This window comes from Flagellimonas sp. L-11, from assembly GCF_056857735.1.
Genome location: NZ_JBSXNR010000074.1, coordinates 39504 through 60759 on the forward strand (window position 1 = coordinate 39504; position 21256 = coordinate 60759).

At 40.8% G+C, this 21256-nt stretch carries 24 protein-coding genes; 15 read left to right on the forward strand and 9 right to left on the reverse strand.

From position 1 onward, the window contains the following. Window positions 1-115 precede the first annotated feature (115 nt). Window positions 116-307: a hypothetical protein gene (locus AC13CC_RS15065; protein ID WP_482877470.1), complete on the reverse strand. Its 192-nt coding sequence runs from the start codon at window positions 305-307 to the stop codon at window positions 116-118. Window positions 308-618: 311 nt separating this feature from the next. Here AC13CC_RS15065 and AC13CC_RS15070 point away from each other — a divergent pair, with 311 nt between their 5' ends. Then, on the forward strand, window positions 619-1419 hold the full coding sequence (locus AC13CC_RS15070) for a TIGR00266 family protein (RefSeq protein ID WP_482877471.1): 801 nt from the start codon (window positions 619-621) through the stop codon (window positions 1417-1419). Between the two features lie 72 nt (window positions 1420-1491). Then, window positions 1492-2145, forward strand: a complete 654-nt coding sequence (locus AC13CC_RS15075) for a DUF2461 domain-containing protein (RefSeq protein ID WP_326278770.1) — start codon at window positions 1492-1494, stop codon at window positions 2143-2145. Here the strand turns inward: AC13CC_RS15075 and AC13CC_RS15080 are convergent. Then, window positions 2142-3698 (reverse strand): M81 family metallopeptidase, encoded by a 1557-nt coding sequence (locus AC13CC_RS15080; protein WP_482877472.1) that lies wholly within the window; start codon window positions 3696-3698, stop codon window positions 2142-2144. The genes AC13CC_RS15075 and AC13CC_RS15080 overlap by 4 nt on opposite strands. Before the next feature lie 130 nt (window positions 3699-3828). On the opposite strand from AC13CC_RS15080, the gene AC13CC_RS15085 reads away from it, so the two are divergent. After that, entirely contained in the window at window positions 3829-4416 is a 588-nt protein-coding gene (locus tag AC13CC_RS15085) for an NUDIX domain-containing protein (protein WP_482877473.1), read from the forward strand. Here AC13CC_RS15085 and AC13CC_RS15090 read toward each other — a convergent pair. After that, window positions 4410-5693 (reverse strand): D-alanyl-D-alanine carboxypeptidase, encoded by a 1284-nt coding sequence (locus AC13CC_RS15090; RefSeq protein ID WP_326278773.1) that lies wholly within the window; start codon window positions 5691-5693, stop codon window positions 4410-4412. The genes AC13CC_RS15085 and AC13CC_RS15090 overlap by 7 nt on opposite strands. Window positions 5694-5814: 121 nt before the next feature. Between AC13CC_RS15090 and AC13CC_RS15095 the strand changes: the two genes are divergently transcribed. Continuing rightward, window positions 5815-6012, forward strand: a complete 198-nt coding sequence (locus AC13CC_RS15095) for a hypothetical protein (protein WP_293164260.1) — start codon at window positions 5815-5817, stop codon at window positions 6010-6012. A gap of 33 nt (window positions 6013-6045) precedes the next feature. Here AC13CC_RS15095 and AC13CC_RS15100 read toward each other — a convergent pair whose 3' ends face one another. Continuing rightward, window positions 6046-6987, reverse strand: a complete 942-nt coding sequence (locus AC13CC_RS15100; protein ID WP_326278774.1) for a LysR substrate-binding domain-containing protein — start codon at window positions 6985-6987, stop codon at window positions 6046-6048. A gap of 141 nt (window positions 6988-7128) precedes the next feature. Beyond that, a complete protein-coding gene (locus tag AC13CC_RS15105; RefSeq protein ID WP_482877475.1) occupies window positions 7129-7548 on the reverse strand; it encodes a DUF2141 domain-containing protein in 420 nt (139 codons plus the stop codon). 213 nt (window positions 7549-7761) lie between these two features. Here AC13CC_RS15105 and AC13CC_RS15110 point away from each other — a divergent pair, with 213 nt between their 5' ends. Continuing rightward, window positions 7762-9924, forward strand: coding sequence for a TonB-dependent receptor (locus AC13CC_RS15110; RefSeq protein WP_482877477.1), 2163 nt, complete (start codon window positions 7762-7764; stop codon window positions 9922-9924). Between the two features lies 1 nt (window position 9925). Here the strand turns inward: AC13CC_RS15110 and AC13CC_RS15115 are convergent, their stop codons facing one another. Together AC13CC_RS15115 and AC13CC_RS15120 are read right to left on the reverse strand one after the other, a co-directional pair. Next, the gene (locus tag AC13CC_RS15115; RefSeq protein WP_326278777.1) at window positions 9926-10348 is read right to left on the reverse strand and encodes a DoxX family protein; all 423 of its coding nucleotides are present in this window, start codon (window positions 10346-10348) and stop codon (window positions 9926-9928) included. Between the two features lie 118 nt (window positions 10349-10466). Continuing rightward, window positions 10467-10946, reverse strand: coding sequence for a GNAT family N-acetyltransferase (locus AC13CC_RS15120; protein WP_326278778.1), 480 nt, complete (start codon window positions 10944-10946; stop codon window positions 10467-10469). A gap of 270 nt (window positions 10947-11216) precedes the next feature. Between AC13CC_RS15120 and AC13CC_RS15125 the strand changes: the two genes are divergently transcribed. Further along, window positions 11217-13004, forward strand: coding sequence for a PorP/SprF family type IX secretion system membrane protein (locus tag AC13CC_RS15125; protein WP_482877479.1), 1788 nt, complete (start codon window positions 11217-11219; stop codon window positions 13002-13004). Between the two features lie 4 nt (window positions 13005-13008). Here AC13CC_RS15125 and AC13CC_RS15130 read toward each other — a convergent pair whose 3' ends face one another. Next, on the reverse strand, window positions 13009-13620 hold the full coding sequence (locus AC13CC_RS15130; RefSeq protein ID WP_482877481.1) for an FMN-binding negative transcriptional regulator: 612 nt from the start codon (window positions 13618-13620) through the stop codon (window positions 13009-13011). Between the two features lie 309 nt (window positions 13621-13929). On the opposite strand from AC13CC_RS15130, the gene AC13CC_RS15135 reads away from it, so the two are divergent. The 7 genes from AC13CC_RS15135 (at window position 13930) to AC13CC_RS15165 (ending at window position 18343) form a co-directional block, all read left to right on the forward strand. Beyond that, window positions 13930-14553 (forward strand): tetratricopeptide repeat protein, encoded by a 624-nt coding sequence (locus tag AC13CC_RS15135; protein WP_482877483.1) that lies wholly within the window; start codon window positions 13930-13932, stop codon window positions 14551-14553. Between the two features lie 6 nt (window positions 14554-14559). Beyond that, on the forward strand, window positions 14560-15888 hold the full coding sequence (locus AC13CC_RS15140; protein WP_326278782.1) for a 2TM domain-containing protein: 1329 nt from the start codon (window positions 14560-14562) through the stop codon (window positions 15886-15888). A 342-nt stretch (window positions 15889-16230) separates the two neighbouring features. Further along, window positions 16231-16509, forward strand: coding sequence for a 2TM domain-containing protein (locus tag AC13CC_RS15145; RefSeq protein WP_482877485.1), 279 nt, complete (start codon window positions 16231-16233; stop codon window positions 16507-16509). A 44-nt stretch (window positions 16510-16553) separates the two neighbouring features. After that, the gene (locus AC13CC_RS15150) at window positions 16554-16856 is read left to right on the forward strand and encodes a 2TM domain-containing protein (RefSeq protein ID WP_239057419.1); all 303 of its coding nucleotides are present in this window, start codon (window positions 16554-16556) and stop codon (window positions 16854-16856) included. 2 nt (window positions 16857-16858) lie between these two features. After that, entirely contained in the window at window positions 16859-17164 is a 306-nt protein-coding gene (locus tag AC13CC_RS15155) for a 2TM domain-containing protein (RefSeq protein ID WP_326278784.1), read from the forward strand. 4 nt (window positions 17165-17168) lie between these two features. After that, a complete protein-coding gene (locus AC13CC_RS15160; protein ID WP_482877486.1) occupies window positions 17169-17501 on the forward strand; it encodes a 2TM domain-containing protein in 333 nt (110 codons plus the stop codon). 86 nt (window positions 17502-17587) lie between these two features. Next, complete coding sequence (locus tag AC13CC_RS15165; protein ID WP_326278785.1) at window positions 17588-18343, forward strand: LytR/AlgR family response regulator transcription factor; 756 nt, start codon at window positions 17588-17590, stop codon at window positions 18341-18343. A 90-nt stretch (window positions 18344-18433) separates the two neighbouring features. Here the strand turns inward: AC13CC_RS15165 and AC13CC_RS15170 are convergent, their stop codons facing one another. Next, window positions 18434-19624: an LETM1-related biofilm-associated protein gene (locus AC13CC_RS15170; RefSeq protein ID WP_326279657.1), complete on the reverse strand. Its 1191-nt coding sequence runs from the start codon at window positions 19622-19624 to the stop codon at window positions 18434-18436. A gap of 166 nt (window positions 19625-19790) precedes the next feature. Between AC13CC_RS15170 and AC13CC_RS15175 the strand changes: the two genes are divergently transcribed. Continuing rightward, complete coding sequence (locus tag AC13CC_RS15175; protein ID WP_482877489.1) at window positions 19791-20483, forward strand: DUF4331 family protein; 693 nt, start codon at window positions 19791-19793, stop codon at window positions 20481-20483. Between the two features lie 19 nt (window positions 20484-20502). Continuing rightward, window positions 20503-21240 (forward strand): DUF4331 family protein, encoded by a 738-nt coding sequence (locus tag AC13CC_RS15180; RefSeq protein WP_293164213.1) that lies wholly within the window; start codon window positions 20503-20505, stop codon window positions 21238-21240. Window positions 21241-21256 lie beyond the last annotated feature (16 nt).

The window sequence follows — 21256 nt, forward strand, 5'->3', positions numbered from 1 at the left end:
TTTAACTATTTTATTAATTATTCAAGAGAATAGATATTTCAATTCTTTTCCTGCCATTTGTTCAGTCTTTGAGAAAACGTAATTGAATATTGATTTTTATCGATTTTTTATTCAATCAAATATTGAAGTAATTTTTTCCTTTTAGTTTTCGATACTTAACCGTAATTCCATCTTTTTCGACTGTCAATAGGTCTGGACCAGTAAAATGAATTTTTCCTGTTTTTTCAAAACTTGAATCTAATTGAGATGGAAATAATGTACTGTTTTTAATTTGATAAGTTCCTGCAGGGTTAATTCCCAAATTCATAGATATACATAGTGGAATCACTGATATAGATTTCTTGGTATATTACCTCATATTCTCTATGTTTCTGAATTTGCCAATTTCCTAGGATGTCTTTTTCGATTTGTGACTGGGCGATATAGCTTTGGGTTAGAAAGAGTATAGAGAGAATGATTTTAATTTTTTTTCATACTATGAGAATTTCCTGAAATTATTGTCGCTTAAATATTTTGAATTAATTTTTAAAATTCTTGACAAATCAAATACAACTAATAATGTAACAAAATCTCTTATTTATAAACATATAAAAAGAAATCAAAAAACATCAATAACAAATGAACGCACACGAAATTGACTACCACATTTATGGCGAAGAAATGCAATATGTGGAAATAGAACTGGACCCACAAGAAGCCGTTGTTGCCGAAGCCGGCAGTTTTATGATGATGGACACCGATATTAAAATGGAAACCATCTTCGGGGACGGTTCCAACCAAGATACTGGGGTATTGGGCAAATTGTTCTCCGCAGGTAAACGTCTGCTCACGGGCGAGAGCCTTTTTATGACCGCTTTCTTGAACATTGGTCAAGGTAAAAAACTTGTGAGTTTTGCTTCGCCTTATCCAGGTAAAATTGTTCCCATAGATCTCTCCGAAAAAGGAGGGAAGTTTATTTGCCAAAAGGACGCCTTCCTATGCGCCGCTAAAGGCGTTTCCGTGGGCATTGAGTTCTCCAAACGCTTGGGCCGTGGGTTTTTTGGAGGCGAAGGCTTTATTATGCAAAAGTTGGAAGGTGACGGAATGGCCTTTGTGCACGCTGGTGGAACCATGGCGAAAAAAACATTGGCACCTGGAGAGACCTTAAAAGTTGATACAGGCTGTATTGTTGGTTTTTCCCAAACTGTGGATTATGATATTGAGTTTGTGGGCGGCATTAAAAATACTGTTTTTGGTGGGGAGGGACTTTTCTTTGCTACGCTACGTGGTCCGGGAACCGTTTATATTCAATCTTTGCCGTTCAGTAGGTTGGCCAGCCGAGTTTGGGCCGCTGCACCCCATGGCGGCGGAAAAGATAAAGGTGAAGGAAGTATTTTGGGCGGTATCGGTGATTTGTTGGATGGAGATAATAGGTTTTAGGTGCTGGATGTCAGATGTCAGAAATCTGAATTCCGATATCTGGAGTCTGAAAAAATCACTTCTTTTGCGCATATGAATTTCAACGACCTGTTCCATTTTCTAGAAGAACTTCAAAAGAACAATAACAAAGAATGGATGGATGCGAACCGCAAATGGTACAAATCCCTTCGCAACGATTTTATCGCTTGGTTGGATGATTTGGATTTGACCATGGCACAACTCCATGACGATTATTACCCAACTCCAGGCAAAAAGGGCATCAACAGAATCAATAATAATTTAATGTTCCATCCGAATAAACCTATCTACAAAGACCATTTGGGTGCAGGGTTGGACAAAGCGCCCAATTCCGCCGATTTTTATATTGAAATTGGACTAAAACATTGCTTGTTGGCAGGCGGTCGATGGCGACCTGACTCCAAAACGCTTCGCAGTATCCGAGATGCCATTGATTATAATGGTGAGGAATTGCAGCAGATTCTGGACAAACCATCCTTCAAAAAAATGTTTGGCGGCTTATATGAGGACGAGAAATTGGTGTCATCCCCCAAAGGGTTTTCCAACGACCATCCGCATATTGAATTGTTGCGCAACAAAACCTTCGCGGTGGAGTACAAACTGACAAAAGCAGACGTGCTGAATCCTGATTTCAAAGAAAAAATCGTCGAGGTTTACAAAGAGATGCTTCCCTTTCGACAATATTTAAACCAAGCGGTTACCGTTTAGTCCAGCTCATCTGAAGCCTTGATCAATCGGGCAGAAAGATCGGGACGCTCCATATCGGGGTCGTATGGGAACATGGGTCTAATGATTCTTTTATGGCCCAAACGTTCCAAATCTTGGTCCACGCCACCTGGGGTCAAGGCCATGACCCAATCTCCTCGCATATTGTAAAGTTCTGGAACCAAATACCCAATTTTAATGACTATAATATCCGTTTCACTGGGGGTAAGCCCCAAATCGGTAAAATCGGATTTTCTGTGGTAGGGTTTCCTCTTTTTGGTCACAATCACATGGGCATTGTCCACTTTCACCACAACCTCGGTTTCTGCATGTACATCGCCATGTTTTATGGCAGTAACTTCTCCCGTTAACATAAGGGGTGGAGCATATCTATCGTCAATCTCGGCACCAACAGGGGCGCTGACTTTCCCTCCAACACCCACTTTTACGGCTTCTTCTACCAATTTAGGGCCTGGGATTGAGGCATAAATCAAAGATTTGCCATCTGTTTTATGAAACTCCTCCCTTTTTAAGAGTTCCGTCAAGGTCCAAGTAACATCACCTGCACCGCCAGCGGTAGGGTTGTCGCCCATATCACTGATCATAAATGGTTTTTTGTCACTGGCAAGGGCAAGTTCCAATGCTTCTTCGTAAGATTTTGTCGGGGCGACGAATTCAAATTCGTTACGGACATCCCAAAAGCTATTGGCCAACTTTTCAGCACCTTCGGTTACTAGCTTTTTATCATCCCCTATAGCCATAACCACGGCGTGGTTTCGGGGTTCATCGGCCCATGCGTAGCCAATCCAAATAGCTGCATCGATCACACCTTCTTGTTGCTCCACTTCGGGAACTTGGGCATACAGACTTTTTCCGGGTTCCACGCGGGTGCTGGTTTTTTCTCCCGGCAATAGGATGGGTACGGGAACCCAGGCTTTGTATTTTGGCTTGCCCTTACCGTTTTCGAGTCGGGACACCAAGTTTTCAACGGCTCGCCTTCTGGATTCTGTGGCATCTTCATGGGGTGCCATGCGGTAACAGGTAATCAAGTCGGAGTGCCGCGCCAAACGTTTGGATACATTTCCGTGGAGATCCATGGAGGTCGAAATCAACACATCGGTCCCCACAACTTCTCGAATACGTTTGATGAGGTCACCTTCCGGGTCGTCCAAGCCCACCACACTCATGGCTCCATGAATGTCAAAGAAAAGGCCGTCGTACGGCATGTTTTCTTCCAACATCGTCAATGTTTTGCCCACCAAGGATTCGTAGGCTTCACGGGTAACCGTGCCTCCCGGCAATGATTTCCCCACTAAAGTGGGAACCCATTCGGCTCGTTTCCTCAAAGATGAATCCGCTTCCATAAACGGATAGCGATTAAATATGGAATCTCCGATTTTGGGGTGAAACGCTTCTTTATGGGTAAGGGCTGGCGAAAACGTACTGGACTCAATTCCAAGGCCGGCAATAGCGATTCGGGGCAGTTTTTTTTCGGTGGCTTTATCACAACTTATTAGAATAGCAAAAAGTAATAGAAGGAGTAAGGGGTTACGCATAATATTGGGTTTGGTCGGTTTTCATCAAAAAACATAAATATCGACATAATAATATTGATGTCAAAAGTGATTGCAGTAATTCAGGATGATAAGTGGATAAGCTTGTATATTTAACCAAAACTTTTTCATTTTGGCTAGCAACAGAATCAGAAATATGCAGCGGGAACTACTATCGGACAACTGGTATTCCCTTGAGAAAATAACTTTTGAATATTTACGGGACGATGGCGTTTGGGAAAAACAAATCCGAGAAGCATACGACCGTGGCAATGGTGCCGCCATACTCCTTTATAATGTTGAAAAAAGAAAGGTTGTGCTTACCAAACAGTTTCGTATGCCCACGTATGTGAACGGTAATGATGATGGGATGATGATCGAGGTATGTGCGGGACTTTTGGAAAAGGGCAATGCCGAAGAGACCATTAAAATGGAAGTAGAGGAGGAGACGGGTTATAAAATTGATAAGGTGGAAAAGGTTTTTGAAGCCTACATGTCACCCGGTTCGGTAACGGAAATCCTTCATTTTTTTGTTGGGGAGTATAAAGATGCCATGAAAGTAAGCGATGGCGGCGGCGCGGCGGATGAAACCGAAAATATTGAGGTGTTGGAACTTGATTTTAAAAAAGCCATTGCCATGATGCAAAACGGTGAAATAAAAGATGCCAAGACCATAATGTTGTTACAATACGCCCAAGTCCAGAGAATTATGCATCAGTAATTTTCGTATAGATTCTTTAAGGTAGTATACATGGTTTCCCTTATTTCTGATGATGGCACCCGAAAATGATTGTTCATAAAACTAAAGATGAGCAATTTGCCCGATTTGGTCTTCACGTAGCCGCTCAAATTATAGTTGTTGCCCACGGAGCCCGATTTGGCAAATAGGAACGGCTCCGTTGTGTGGTCTTCCCATTCTTGGACCGTATTGTTGGGTCCCCACATCGGAAATATCCCAAAAAGACGTTCTTCCTGTACTTCTTCATATAGTTTTTGAAGAATTTGAACAAAGGAACGGGGCGTAAACAAATTATAACGGGAAAGTCCGGACCCATCTACCCAGCGCGGTTGATGTTCCAAGTCCTTTAAATGATTGTTCAACATAAAATCTATGGCTTTTTCGGTGCTCAAGGTATCGGATAGTGTGGCCGAGGCCGCCATTAATAATTGTTCTGCCAAAAAGTTATCGCTCTTAAAAAGCATACGCTTAAAAATAGAGTCGGTTTCTATTCCATACAAGGTTTGCTTCTCTCCAGATGGAAAATGTGGGGTCAAAGCAATTTTTTTCCCAAGGGCTGTCTCAAGTAATTCTTTGGTCAAATTTTCACTGGCCATAAAAGGAATTTCCAAAGTGTCCTGTTCCGTAGAAGAGATATAAAACTTGTTGTGGAACTCTTTTCTTTTTAAAGTGGTGTCCTTGATTATGGTTTTATGGAAGAATGTTTTTGGAGAAACTTCCAATCCATTGTTGCTGGAAATGGTAGCTACGTTGCCGTAAAGGGGCAAAGTGGATTTTTCGGGCGAAAAATAAGTGTCGTAATCTTCCCAGGCCCAACCGGGCCCATAACGGGGTTCGCTGTGATTTTTGGTGTAAAGGGCAATGGTCTCCTGATTTTTTAACCAAGCTATTGCTGTGCTGTCGTTAAAATAGGGGTGCAGCCATGATGGGTCACCGGTACCTTCAATAAATATCGTGTCTTGGGTCACTTTATACTTTAGGGTGGGAATGTATTTGGGAAGTAACTTTAGACCTGTATATAAAGTTACAATCTTTGTGTTGCTGGCAGGGGTAAAGTATTTGTCGCCATTGTGATTATAGATCTCTTCTTTAGTATTGGCATCAATAATTACAAGGCCATGGAAAGAATTTTTCAGGCTGTCGCCCTCAATATTCGAGTTCAGTGTTTTTTTGATGGGACTACATCCGGTCAATAAAAAAATGACGATAAAAACATTGAAAAACAGTGGTTTATATAATTTTACTTGTGATTGGCTCATATAGGCTCTTGGTCAATTTTAACAACAAGATATTCAATTTTTAACTGAAACTTAGGTTTTTTAAACGTGTTTTTCACTAATTTAGAACACAACCTTTTACATTCAATTTAATCAAATTATTATGCCTAGAGCTATGTTAGATTACACCAAAACAATCCTTCAAAAGGTGAGTTTTGATGTTAAACTCTTTGCTAGGGAACTTCAGAAAGCTATTTCTAGATTATTGCCAAGTGAAGTGGAAGAGCTTAGAATCTGGTTACAATTTTATCTTGTGGACAAGCCAGAGTTACAATCAACATTAGTATTATTAAAAGTATAAACACTAACTAAGAGCCGCTTTTTAGCGGCTCTTTTAATTTTTGGCCAAGGGGCTGATTATTTTCACATCCTGAAAAGCAATCGCACCACGGACTATGCTGGAAATAACCTCTCTTAAGGCATCGGTTATCTGTATTTTTAATTCGCTTTTATGGTAAATTAAACTTATCTCTCGCGCTGGGGTAGGTTTTTGAAAGGATTTTAGGTTTGTTCTCTTGTCCGTTTCTAAGTGTAGGGTGTTCAAGTAGGGCAATAGGGTCATTCCCATGCCTTCATCTGCCAAACTGACCAAGGTCTCAAAACTTCCACTCTCAATTTTAAAATGGTCCCCATGCCGGTTTTTGGAGGCCTTACAAAGATTGATGACGCCTTCCCGAAAACAATGCCCATCTTGCAACAAAAGAATATCATTTACATCCAGATCATCCATCATTAACTCTTCCTGTGATCCCAAACGATGATTTTTTGGGACGTAACCTACAAATGGCTCATAATATAATGGACGTTCTTTGATAAACTCAATTTCTAGGGGTGTTGCAGCAATTCCAGCATCCAAATGACCGTCCAAAATATTCTTGATCATGGTTTGTGTGGATTGTTCCTTTATAATCAGGTTTACCTTAGGGTACTTTTTTATAAAAGCATTTAGGAACATGGGGAGCAATGTGGGCATTACCGTGGGTATTATCCCCAAGGTGTAATCTCCCCCAACATACCCTTTATCTTGATCAACAATGTCCTTTATTCGTTCTGCTTCGGCGACAATGTTCTTTGCTTGGGCTACAATTTTTTCTCCAACCTCGGTAATGGATATGGGTTTTTTGCCCCTGTCGAAAATGAGGACACCCAGTTCGTCCTCCAATTTTTGTACCTGCATGCTTAAGGTGGGTTGGGTAACAAAACTCTTTTCCGCGGCAAGGGTAAAGTTTTTGTGCTCGGCAACAGCTAACACATATTGAAGCTGGGTTATGGTCATTCAATTATAAGTTTAGGACATAAAAGTATAAAAAACCATTAGGTTAGTCTATAGAAAAGAAAGAATCCTAAAAGCAAGGGGAAATCAAAACAAAAAAACCTGCACGAAGCAGGCTTTTCAATGATTGATGATATTTTTTGACTAAAACCGTATGTTCATTTCCAAATCCTCATCGCCAACGGTAAACAGGGCACTTTTAAAATCCGGTGGGCCCATGGTCATTTCGTTGCCGGACATCCCGTAGCTTTCCTTTGGCATCCCGTTGGACTGATAATCCATTCGGTTGTTTTCGTTGGCATCGTGCAGGGCCATAATGGCGTAGGTGCCTGGTATTACGTTGTTTAACTTTAAGATTACTTTTCCGTTTTCAATGGTACTTTCCAAGTTTTGTATGCCCGGGCCTTTCATAAAAGTTTCGGTGGTGTGCAGGCTGGCAAGTACTTTTCCTTCATCACTGGTTACGTTGTCGATGGTAACGGTAATAGCTACATTGGTTTTTTCTTGCGCCATGGCAATAATGCTTACAAAGAGGAAACTTAAAGCTAGTGTAACAGTTTTCATACTATTTGTATTTGATGTTTTGTTTGCCCCAAAATTCTGGGAGAAGACTCTTATAAAATATTTCAATGGACCGAAATGTTTATTTTTTGGAGTGAATCGCAAAAGCAAATAGGCCATTTCAATTTAGTAGTAAAAAACTACAATTGGGTATTTCGTTTTGGTTTGGCAAAGGGTGGAAAGGGAGATTTGTGGCATCAATCAAAACGAACAGTCATGAAAATCTTCATCAATCTAATCACTTTATTAATGTGGACGGGAGCTGCTTTTGCCCAACAAGCCATTACGGGGAAAGTAACCGATGCTAAAAACACCCCCATCGAAGGTGCTAACATTTATCTTGAAGGTACCTACGATGGCGCTTCTTCGGATGCCGACGGCAATTTTAATTTTGAAACAACTGAAGAGGGAATGCAGACCTTGGTTGTTTCCATGTTGTCCTACGAGCCCCACTACGAGGCTGGCGATGTTTCCTATTTTAAGGATTTGCATATTAAGTTGGTAGCGTCCGTCAACTCTTTGTCGGGGGTCACTTTAACGGCCGGAACCTTTGAGGCGGGCGATAATTCCAAGGTTTCGGTACTTAAACCGTTGGATATTGTTACCACGGCAGGGGCAGCGGGCGATTTTGTGGCTGCTTTGCAAACACTGCCAGGAACCACAACGGTAAACGAGGACGGTCGTTTGTTTGTACGGGGAGGTACTGCAGGTGAAACGCAGGTCTTTATAGATGGTCTTCGTGTTTTTCAACCGTTCAACGCCACCCCCAATAATACACCTACCCGTGGCAGATTCTCACCATTTCTTTTCAAGGGAATTTCCTTTAGCACCGGAGGGTATTCGGCAGAGTATGGACAGGCATTGTCCAGTGTACTTTTGTTGAACACTGCGGATGTGCCGTTACAGGAGAAAACGGATATCTCCATAATGAGTGTTGGAGGTGGAGTGGGGCATACAAAGATTTGGGGCGACCAATCGCTCAGCATCAATACATCTTACATGAATCTTGCCCCTTATGAGGCTTTGATTCCATCAAACCAAGGTGTTCGTTGGGACAGTCCGTACGAATCCATTTCCGGTGAAGCTGTTTTTAGAAGCAAAGGAGAGATAAGTATGTTTAAACTGTACACGGGATTTAACCACACCAACTTGGACATTGAGCAGGAGGATATCAATTTTGATGATTATGTTCAGTTCCGTTTAAAGAACAACAACCTGTACTTTAATTCATCTTACAAATATTTTTTCGCTAACGATTGGAGTCTCACCTCTGGTGCTTCTATTGCATGGGACACCAATGATATTGGTATACAGGAAGACAAAGTCTATGCAAAAGAAACTTCATCACATATCAAGATAAAGGCACGTAAAAATTTTAGTAATCGGTATGATTTGAGTTTTGGGGCGGAATATTTCAATACCAATTATGACGAAAATTATACCGATGTTGATGTGGATGAGTTCAATAGTGGTTATAACGAAGGCTTATGGGCCGCTTTTGTAGAATCAGATATTTTCCTGAGCAACAAGTTCGCCATGAAGTTAGGTGTCCGGGGAACGCACTGCAGCTTGCTGGATGGGTTTAAAGTATCGCCAAGGATGTCTTTGGCCTATAAGCCGGGAGAGGATGGGCAGTTTTCTTTGGCCTATGGCGATTTTTATCAGAGACCGCTTACCGAAGTGGTTAAGTTCACCCAAAATTTGGACATGGAGAAAGCATCGCACTATATCCTCAATTATCAATATATCAATAATGGAAAAACTTTTAGGACCGAGGTATATTATAAGGATTATGACCAGTTGGTAAAGTATGATACGGATGCACCACAGTTCAATTCCGACTACACCAATTTGGGAGGCGGGTACGCCAAGGGCATCGATGTTTTTTGGAGAGATAGCAAGAGCATTGAGCATTTAGATTACTGGGCTTCCTACTCTTACTTGGACACCAAGAGGGACTACAGAAACTTTCCCGAGAAAGCCACTCCTAACTTTGCGCCAAAACATAATGTATCATTGGTCACCAAATATTGGGTGGATAAGCTAAGATCCCAAGTCGGACTTTCTTATTCGTTCGGTTCCGGAAGGCCGTACCATAACCCCAATACATCTGGTTTTATGACGGAAAAGACAAAGTCTTATAACAATCTCAGCTTCAATTGGGCCTATCTTATCGACCAACAAAAGATTTTGTATTTCTCGGTGAGCAATCTATTGGGTTTTAATAATGTGAGCAATTATCAATATGCAGAAGTTCCGGATGCCAACGGAGTATTCAATAGAAGAGCAATAACCCCACCGGCCGACAGTTTCTTCTTTGTTGGATTTTTCTGGACCACAAGCTCGGGTGGCAAGAGCAACCAGCTGGACAATTTATAGGCTATTGCTGCATTTTAAGGTAATAATCCACGGAATGTTTCCCAGAACCATAAACAATAAAGAAGAGGGTAGCTAATAAAACAATGGTGGCCAACATGAGGTTGTTGGTGTCCATTTCGCCCAAAAAATTAGTAAGAACGGCACCCAAAAGTATGGGAAGCTGAGCAATGCAGGCCCATCTAGTCAGCAATCCTACAACTATAAGAATACCACCAACAAAATGAGCGGGAGCTATATAATGCAGAATGAACATGCCCCCCGGTACTCCTTCAAAAGGACGTGCCATTCGCTCCATTTCCGTAAAATTGGTCATAAACTCGATTCCCTTGACAAAAAAGATGATGCCAAGCATAACTCTGATCAAGTCCAAAAGGAGATACGTATGCGCATTTGCCCATTTATTGAGCGATTTTATTAGAGCCATGGCAATGAGGTTTAAGGTTTGACACTATAAGATACTCATTTTTAATGATATAGTAAATAGGTGGTCGTTTAAAACCTTGTAAAATTGTAAGACAGTTACAAACCTAGCATGGGCTGTACTAGGCAGTGGTTATTGTCAGCTCCATTTGAATATCGCTACGGGCGTAGGGTGACGAAATTTTGGTCATTTCTTTAAAACCTAATTTTTTGTAAAGCGATAGGGCCGGGGTCAATTTTCTATTGCTTTCCAGAAATATTTTTTTGGCTCCCAACTCTTTGGCTTTATCAATAATGTGCTGTCCCAACAATTTGCCTATACCTTTGCCTTGTGCTTTAGGTGAGACGCCCATTTTAGACAGTTCAAAATCGTAACCATCATATTGGCAAGGAATTAAAGCACAAACCCCCACCGGTTCTCTATTTATTAAAGCAACCGCAATATATCCACCCTTGTCCAAAATATATTCTTTGGGATGGTGGAGTGCAACTCGGTCCATTTCCTCCATCTGAAAATATTTGGTAATCCATTCCTCATTTAGGCTCCTAAAAGCATCTTTATAAGTTTCAGAATAGGGGATAATGGTGAAAGACGCATCCATGCTAAGGGATATTTTGAATTTTATTGTCAAAAATAAATTTAATCCCAGAACATTTTATAAACTGAAATTCAATTTTTATGAATTCAAACTGCTTATCTATCAATCCAATAGACCGTTCAACGAAAAAATTACCTGTTGGGCGATAAAATATGTAGATTTACATTTTATTAGTCTTAAAATTCTTACAAGTCCCAAATCTTGCTGAATGACAATAGTAAAAACATATTAGCCTGACCAATCAGGAAATTAACCTACAAATTCCAATCGGCTATGGAGATAAAAATACCCCCGTTTCCCCAAATCACATTTCCGCCCCAATTTGAACGCTATGTTTATGCGTTATTGATTTTTGTTTTTCTGGGTTTCCCGTTACAGGCCCAAGAAGAAAGTAACCCCTATGTTAGTTACGATGTACCATTTCAGAATTTGTTGAAGTTCAACCGTTTTTTGATCAATCCTACCTTTTCATCAATACGTGAGGACAAATCATACGTAAACTTCTTTCATCGGAGCCAAAGTGCTGATTTTGATAACAACCGCCAAAATTATTTTTTGAGTTACAGCGGTAGGTTAAACGATAGGGTTGGACTCGGGTTTAGCCTCTACAACCAGCAAGAAGGAGTCATTTCCAATTTAGGAGTCATGGCCAATTATTCCCACGGTATCCAGTTGGGAGAAGAGAGTAGCTTAACCTTTGGGGTGAATATCCCTTACTATGTAACTGGCTATGATCCTAGTAGAGCGGTAACTCAGGGAGAAGATCCCATTTTGATGGAAGCTGAGGAAAGCTCTGTAATATCGTTTCAGCCAGGCCTTAACCTTAGTTTGGGCAAATTCGACTTTGGAGTGTTCGCCCAAAATTTGGTGGATTATAATTTAAGGTCAGGAAAATCCCTGAGCAACCTAAATCAAAAAACCTTTTCAGGTCATGTACAGTTTGTTAAGGAGTTGGAAAATGGAAGAGGTGTTTTTGAGGATGGGAGATTAATGCCCCTGGCACGAGCACGATTTGAAGGGAGTGAAGACCCTATCTTTGGAGGAGGGATTATTTTGGATCTTCCCAAATTGGGTTGGATTCAAGGTGGATACGACCAATTTTATGGTGCATCGGCCGGTACTGGATTCAATTTGAACCAACGATTGTCCTTTGGCTATAATTTTGAAAAAAGCTTGAACAGTAGCATTGCCAACCTTGGTGTAACCCACGAAATTTCAATTGCTTACTCTTTTGTTCCCAATCTTTCCAAAAACACATTTGTTTCCAATGACGATGAAACAAAAAAAGCGATTGAAAATACGGCAGTCGCCGAAGCAAGTGATGAAACCGAAAAAGCGAAACAACCTGGTAGACTGGATGAAGAAACCACTTTGCGCCCTTCCAATAAAGAGGACAGGGCCTATTGGGAGGAGCGTATTGCGCAATTGCAGGAGCAGCAAGAAGATAGTTACGCTGTAATTGACGACCTCCTTTACAAAATAGATTCCATGAAACAGAGTAGGGAACAGGAAATGGAAAAACGTTTCGAGATGGTTATGCGAATTGTGAAAAGGCACAACGGAGATGAGATTCCCGATATTGAAACCAAAGCCCAAAAGCTGTACTTGGCGGACAACAAGGATTTGGACTCCGTTTACAATGAAATTGAAACTTCGACTGCGCAGGCTCTTGCAGATAACTCCAAATCCGTCACCAAACAATCCAATAAGAAAAGTGAGGGTTCTTTTCATGGAGGAGCGTTTAAGCCCATTGAAAAATATATTGACCTTGATGGGGTAGGGAAAGGGCACTATATTGTGGCCAACGTTTTCAAAAATGAGACCTACCTAAAAAACTTTATGAAAGAACTGAAAAGCAAGGGATTGCAGGCACAATACTTCAAGAATCCTGATAACGGTCTCAATTATGTTTACTTGGCAAAGTATGAAGATAGCGAAACGGCCCATGCTGCCTATCAATCAATGATGAGAGGTAAGTATCAGGACGAAATTTGGATCATGCATGTTGAGAATCCAAAGTATTCCAATTGGGCAGATACTAACTTTGAAGATATCGAATAACCCACTAAGAGGTTTTACCTTTCATGTGCTGGGCAATGCCTTGACTTCCCGGGTCTGGGCGTTCCTCAAGCTCATATATTATTTTGTGGTGGTCATTGGCTCGGGTCTGGGATAGTTTGTAAGTAGCCTGTATATCCGATACCTCCACTTTAAAACCCACGACTCCTTTTACTTGGTACAAGGTTTTTGGGGATAAGTTTTTAAGAGAAATCGGGTTTTTGGAAGCTTTCTCGTACTTGTCCACCAATCTGTGCATGGATTGCATGGTTTCCTCTTCGTTCAAAATCTTTAAGTTCCCATACACATGCACCGCTATATAGTTCCAAGTAGGTACTTCCTCCTCTTTATACCAAGAAGATGAAACATAGGCATGCGGGCCATTAAAAATGCACAGAACTTCTGCTTCGTCCGAAAAATTTTTCCATTGGGGATTTGCTTTGGCAATGTGCCCCACCAAAATATCATTCCCGTTTTCGTCGGTCTCCAGTTCCAAAGGAATATGGGTGCCCCACGGTTTATTGTCAACAATATTGATTAAGATGGCAAAGCTGTTGTTTACCAGAAAACCTTTGATTTCCTCAATGTTTTGATTGTTGTAGTGGGGTGGAATGTACATGGATTGCTTCAATTTTTAACCGTTTGCTAAAGTATAAATAATCAACTACCTAGAGGCAAGCCCACGAGGTATTCAAACGAAAAAAGGTCAATTTATTTCGATGTAGAGCGTCGCTAATAAAACCCTCAACCAGGGATTAAACGAGCTTTTTAAAACATAAGCGCATTACAATCCATCTCCAAATATGTACAGTTCGGTAATCCTTCTTTTTAAAATTGTAGTTCCTGATTCATTTTTGTGGCATCAATAATCAATGCGCAGTCAAGATGAGAGATACTCAGTCAAGCTGAGCATAAATAAGCGACAGTCATGAAAAATCTGATTTTATCAATCTTATTAATGGGAGCCACCTTTGTCAACGCACAAGACCGTTACGCAAAGGGTATGGAAAAGGCATTTGAATTATGGCAAGACCAAAAGATGGTGGAAGCATCAAACCTTTTTGAACGAATAGCCACAGCGGAATCGGACAATTGGTTGCCGTATTACTATGTTTCTCAAATAAACACCATAATCTCATTCGGGGAAAAGGATGAAGAAAAACTAGGAAAACAGCTCGAAAAAGCCAAAGAATTTATAGATGTGGCCAAAGCCATTTCACCAAATAACCCTGAGATATTGATTCAGGAAGCACTCATCAATACAGCTTGGATTGCCTTTGATGGTGTCACATATGGGATGACACTGTCACAAAAAAATGCACAACTCTATCAAAAAGCAATGGAACTGGCCCCTAACAACCCCCGGGTTATCCTTTCCAAGGCAGAGTGGGATATGGGATCGGCAAGATACTTTGGCAAGGACACTGTACCCTATTGTAAGGATGTGGAAAGAGCCTTGGAACTTTTTGCTACCTTTAAATCCGAAACACCGTTTTACCCTACTTGGGGAGAAGAAAGAGCGAAAGAGGTTTTGGCGAACTGTGGTAAATAGAAAAGGATGAAACTCTTAATAAGGGAACTTGTAAGGGCGTTTTTAGTGGGGGTGGCCATTTACATGGTCTTACTCATTATTTTCTTTGTTAAGGGGTGGGACCTTACTTTTCAAGAGCTTTGGACAGAGTTTTGGGAGAGTATGGTTTTTTCTGTGATCATTTATATGCTCAACTCTGCGTCCTTTATCATTTTGATGCGGAAGTATGATAAACGACTTTTTACAAAAAAATATATAGGCTATGGTTTTTTGGGCAATGTTATAGCCTCGATTATCGGAATTGGTATTTCCAGGTTTGTCCTGGGGGTGCTGGTATATAAAAAATCAATAGATCAATTTTTGGCAGAAGAGCGCACGGAGTATTATGTAAGCTCTTTTTTAATTTCCATGGCAGTGGCCGTTTTGTTCTATGCTGCTTATTACTACAAATATTACAAAGAGAAGCAGGTAAAAGAACAGAAGATCATAGCAGGATCGGCATCTGCCCGTTTCGATGCTTTAAAAAACCAGTTGGACCCCCATTTTTTGTTCAATAGCCTCAATGTTTTAACCAGTTTGATAGATGAAGACCCACATCAGGCCCAAAACTTTACAACATCACTGTCCAAGGTTTATAGGTATGTGCTGGAGCAGAAAAATAAGGACCTGGTTACCGTGGATGAAGAACTGAAATTCGCCAAAACCTACGTAAGACTTCTAAAAATGCGTTTCGAGGATAGCATCATCTTCGATATTCCGGATAGCTGTTCCCAACCTGAAGCTAAAATTGTGCCGCTGTCCCTACAACTATTGCTGGAAAATGCCGTAAAACATAATGTGGTCACTTCATCCAGGCCGTTGCACATCAAGGTTTTTGAACAACAAGGCATGTTGGTTGTCAGCAATAACCTTCAGGAAAAACAAGTGGTGAAAAAAAGTAGCGGGGTCGGATTACAGAATATAAAGCAACGCTACCGTATTTTAACCGACCGTGAAATGGTTGTTAAAAAAACACAGTCGGATTTTAGTGTGTTTCTGCCCATGCTCACCCAAAAATATACCGTATTGGAGACCCAAGAGAGTTATATTGAAGAAAAGCGGTACGTAAAGGCCAAAGAGCGGGTAAAGGCAATTAAGGAATTTTACGGCAATCTTATGGCCTATTGTGTTGTGATTCCCTTTTTGTGGTGGCTCAATTTTAGAACAACGGATTTTCTTTGGGCATTTTTTCCAACATTTGGCTGGGGGTTCGGTGTGCTTGTCCATGGGATGGAAGCCTTCGGTTATAACCCACTTTGGGGCAAGCGCTGGGAAGAGCGCAAGATTAGAGAGCTTATGGATAAGGATGATTTTTAGAATTTAGATGTCGGATGTCGGATGTCAGTTCGAGCTGTCATCCTGAGCGCCCGCCTGTCGGACGGGCAGGCAGTCGAATGGGCAGTCGAAAACTCTTGCTTGGCTAAGTTCAAGCTCAAGTGTCAAGTCCAAGCATCAAGCTCAAGTTCAGGTATCAAGTTCAATTAAAATGGTTTCGTGTAGTTTTCATCAAACCTTTTTGCCTGCTCTTCCAAACCCAAAACCTTAAACCCCAACACCACAATTCATCCCAATAAATGTACAGTTCAGGAATTCATTTTTCATTAAGGGAGTTGCTATGCCGAATTTAGCAGTGTAATCAAAAATCAAAACCGAACAGTCATGGAAAACGCAACAGAACTTCGATATGCCAAAGCCAAGGAGAAGGTGGAATGCATCAAATCTTTTTACTACAATCTTACAGCTTACCTAATTGTGATTCCTTTACTGGTATATATCAATTATAGCACTACAAGTTTCCCATGGATTATTTTTCCGGCCGTGGGATGGGGTCTCGGACTAATAGGTCACTGGATGTCGGCTTACGGACACAATCCCCTTTTTGGAAAAGAATGGGAAGAGCGTAAGATTCAGGAACTTATGAACGATAAAGAATTTTAATAATGAGTATTTTTAACTGCAACATCACATCAAATTCGAATACCATGGAAAATACCGATAAAGAAAACAAGTACATGCGGGCAAGGGAGCGCGTGGACGAGCTTAAAAAGTTTTACGGAAACCTGACTTCCTATGTTTTGGTGATCTCAGGATTGGCGCTGATCAATTATTTTACCACCGGTTTTGGCTATATGTGGTTTTTGTGGGCCGCTTTTGGGTGGGGTATCGGTATTGTTTTTCATGCCATTAAAACTTTTGACCTTAACCCGTTTTTTGGAAAACAATGGGAAAAGCGCAAGATAGAGAAGATTATGCGCGATGAAGAACAGAACAATAAATGGAAATAATCATGGAAAACTTTAATAAGGAAAAATACAATAAAGCCAAGAAAAGGGTTGAAGAACTAAAAGGCTTTTATATACACTTGGCCATTTATGTGGTAATAAACACCTTTATTTTGATCAATATCTCCCTAAGGTCAGATAGTTTTTGGCAATGGGAACATTTTATCACATTGGTAGCTTGGGGGGTGGGAGTGTTGTTCCATGCATCCAGAACCTTTGGGTTCAACCCCATGTTGGGCAAGGATTGGGAAGAGCGTCAAATCCAAAAATATATGGATGAGGACAAAGAGGAAATGAACAAGTACAAGTAAAATAATGACAGATAGAGACATGGCCAGAGAGGCCGCTAACAAGCGAGTTCAGGAACTCAAAGGCTATTATAGGCATATCGGCATATTTGTAATCGTAAACGGTACTTTGTTGTTGCTCAAATTGGGTGTCCTGACGTCCTTTTTACCCGAGACCTTTCCAAAGGAATCCTATTACTACGATTGGATCAATGCCAACATCCTGATATGGGGAGTGATTTTGGCCGTCCATTCAATCATTGTATTGCGACACAGGTTCACTTTTTTCAAAAAATGGGAAGAAAGACAGATTCAAAAATATATGGACGAGGACAAAGATCATGTTGATAAATACAGATAAGAAAATAATAGGTAGAAAGTCAGTTGTTATATTTTAGAGAGCAGTAGGCAATAAAGTATCTAACCAAAAAACAATTAACGTAAAAAATGAATGTCCTGATCATTGAAGACGAAAAACCAGCGGCAAGACGATTGTCCAGATTGCTTTCGGAATTGCAAATTGAGGTCTCCACCATGTTGCATTCCGTTGAAGATTCCATTGCTTGGTTTCAAGATAATCCCCACCCCGATTTAATCTTTTTGGACATTCAATTATCCGATGGGCTTTCGTTCGAAATTTTTGATGCGATCGAGGTGAAAAGTGCCATCATTTTTACCACCGCTTATGACGAATATGCGCTCCAAGCTTTTAAGTTAAATAGCATTGATTATTTACTGAAACCAATAGACGAAGAAGAGCTGGAAAGTGCGGTGAAAAAGTATCAAAATTTTAAGCCCGAAAATCGTAGAATACCGATTGATTTTAACGACATAAAAAATCTTTTGATTAACCCTTTGGAGAGGGAATACAAAAAACGATTTACGGCCAAGGTCGGACAACATTTAAAAATTATAAACGCCGATGATGTGGAATGTTTTTATAGCGAAAACAAAGGAACCTATGCGGCAACTTCGGATGGAAGAAATTATTTGTTGGACACTACTTTGGAACAGTTGGAGGAGGAGTTGGAGCCTCAGACATTTTTTAGGGTGAGCCGAAAGTTTTATGTGAATATCAACCACGTAGGAGACATCATTTCATATACCAATTCAAGGCTTCAAATCAAGCTGAACCGATTTAATGAGCATGATATTATTGTAAGTAGAGAGCGCGTTAGAGACTTTAAGTTATGGTTAGAGTAACAATATTTAAATAGCTGGTTATCAAATATTAAAATAATTTAAAAATCAACTATAAATATTTCTTATAGCAGCTTTTTTAGGTAAAAAACGCTATTTTTCTTCCACTCGGTTATCATCAAAAGCAGAGGGAAGCAACTTCGGAATCAATTTAATAAAAATAGGCAGAAGAATCGCTCCGCCGGGCAACATAAAAATAGCCAAAGAGGGAATACTCTTAAAAATATCGAGCAATTGATTTTGTACTTTTTTCTTCTCTTCGGCATTTAAATCCTTGACCGTGGACTTGGATAAAAGCGCGACCAACTCCCTGCTTTGGGTGAGCTCCTTTTTTAATCTTTTGCTATTTCTAAGAATAAGTTTGCTCACATTTTTGGACATACCATCGTAAAACTGAACGGCCAAATTTTTGCTGTTCAGATAGGCAATTTTGTCCTTGTTTTTTTCAAAGAAATCCGCAACAAATCCCAATTCAAATTCCACCTCTTTTTTAGACCTTCCAAGGTCCTTTCCCAAACCAAAAATATAGTCCGTTTCGGTGTAGTCCAAAGCCTTGTCTTCCCAGATGGTCAAGCAGGCCATATCCAAAAAATAATCCTTTTCATTTTCGGTAAAATTTTGGGTCAATAAATCGGAAAAATTTCCAATAAATTTTGTTTTGTCGAGGTCGACATAGGTTAGGGATGAACCCAATAATTGAATTAATTTCTCATCAGATTCGTGGGTCTCTTTGGAGTTGAGCGCATGGTAAACAATGTTGATGGTCACGTACTCCAAAAGTTGGGCATGTTCCATCATGTCCCTATTGCCTCGGAGATAAACCATAAATATGAGGATGTCAACATACAGCAAGGAATTGGTCAGGCTATTTCCCAATGCCCTGCTAAAAGTATTGTCACTTAAATAGATTCTGGAATCAATCAATTTTTCAAGTTGGGACTCCGTTTTGGAACCGCTCAATATTCTATTAAGGAAAGAAACCTTACTAACATTCAAAGACTGATAGTACTCGAACACTTTGTTCACAAATGCTTCGAAATCCGTTTTCCCCACTTCAAAAGTATAGGTAAAATATAAAGCCGTGAGCAAGTTGATCTTGGCAATTTCATCTTCGCTCAAGGTGTGTTCCACCTCAATAAAGGAAGATATATCTAAATGCACGCCGTAAATAAAGCCATTTGTTTTGAGTTCCCTGTACAGGCTGTTAAAGTCTTTAAATTTAGAAGACTCTTGGTCTACAAGGTGACCAAACTTATTGATCCATCCAGAGGCAGAAGGGTTCATTTTAATGAATTGACTAGCCAAAGTAAAACAAATTATCCGACTTTTTTTGATCTAGGGGCGAGTACTTCATTAAAATTACATTAAGATAATTTTAACATTTAAAAACCAAACCACCCCCTAAAAGGTTCCGTAGGTAGGGGTGAACGAAACTTTAAAAACAAGTAACATGAAAAAAACAACGAAATACCTATTAGGCTTAGGCGCCTTGGTAATTGCATCCACAGTATTGGTTGCTGCAGACCATATAGATGCGCCCTCTTCGGCTGGAACCACTGCGGACATTGCCGATTTTTATGCTTTTGAACCCAGCGAGGGGTCGGACAATACCGTATTTGTAGTGGACCTGCAATCCAATGTATTGCCCGAGTTGGCTTACGGAACTTTTGACGAGGATGTACTTACCGAAATCAATATTGATTTGGATGGTGATTTGGTAGAGGACCAAGTGATCCAAGCCATCGCAAGAGACGGTAGAATGTACTTTTTTGGTCCAACGGCTCCTTCTCAAACAGGCTTGAGCAGCGAAGTGTATACCGATGCTGCTTTGGGCGATGTGGAGATTTCTGGTGCTACCTCCATTGTAGAAACAACCTCTGATGGAGTATCACTTTTTGCTGGGCCCAGACAAGACCCATTCTTTTTTGACTTTTTCCAGTTCAATGCAGTGATATCTCCTGAGACGGATTCCGCTCCGGGAGGGTTTTTGCCCCCAGAAGAAGCTGCAGACACTTTTGATGGCGCCAATACACTTTCCATTGTAGTGGAAATTCCAAACAGCATGTTGGGAGTACCAACAGCTACGAACGCCCTTGGACTTTCAGTATATAAAACTTGGGTGACTACAAACAGAAAACAATAAGAAACTTTAAACAGATATTATGAAACTAAGACAATCAATTTACATAACAGCCCTTGTGCTTAGCTTAGGCCTAGTGGTTGGCTGCAGCAATGATGACAACGGAGCCGACATGATGATGGACGATGATATGATGATGGATGATGATATGATGGACGACGACGATATGATGGGAGCCGATTTTACAGGAACATTTGCACAGGTAGACCACCTTGGTCGCCCAGGAATAAATACCACATTGAGTTTTGATATGGAAGGTGAGGCAAGCGTTAAAGATGCCCACAACACCACAATTCCTTCGGAAATGGCAGCCACCTTCCAAGCAGGTTTTCAAGCCAGATTGGAGCAATACCACGATGTGTACGCCCTTAAACTGGGATTGGACCCTGCCGATGTGAATTATGAGAACAATATTCTAGGATTGGATGCCGCGACCTTGACCACGGTCTTAGCGGCTGATGTGCTAGAAGTAGCCCCTGATCTTCCTACAACATATTTTAATCCAGGCACCGACCTTGATGGCGATGGCAACGTGTTGGTGCCCGACGGGGATGAGGTGGCTCTAACAGGAAGACACCCAAACGATGACATTATTGATGTATCGCTGATTTTGTTCTTCGGAGGTATGGAAGGTGACCGGTTTAGTGGTCAAGATCTTGATGACGATGGTATGGCCGATTTGCCAAGGCTAACATCTGATGGTGTTGGGCTTACGGCCAATATTTCAACTACATTTCCCTATTTGGGAGCACCCGAGTAATTGCTACGAAAGGGAT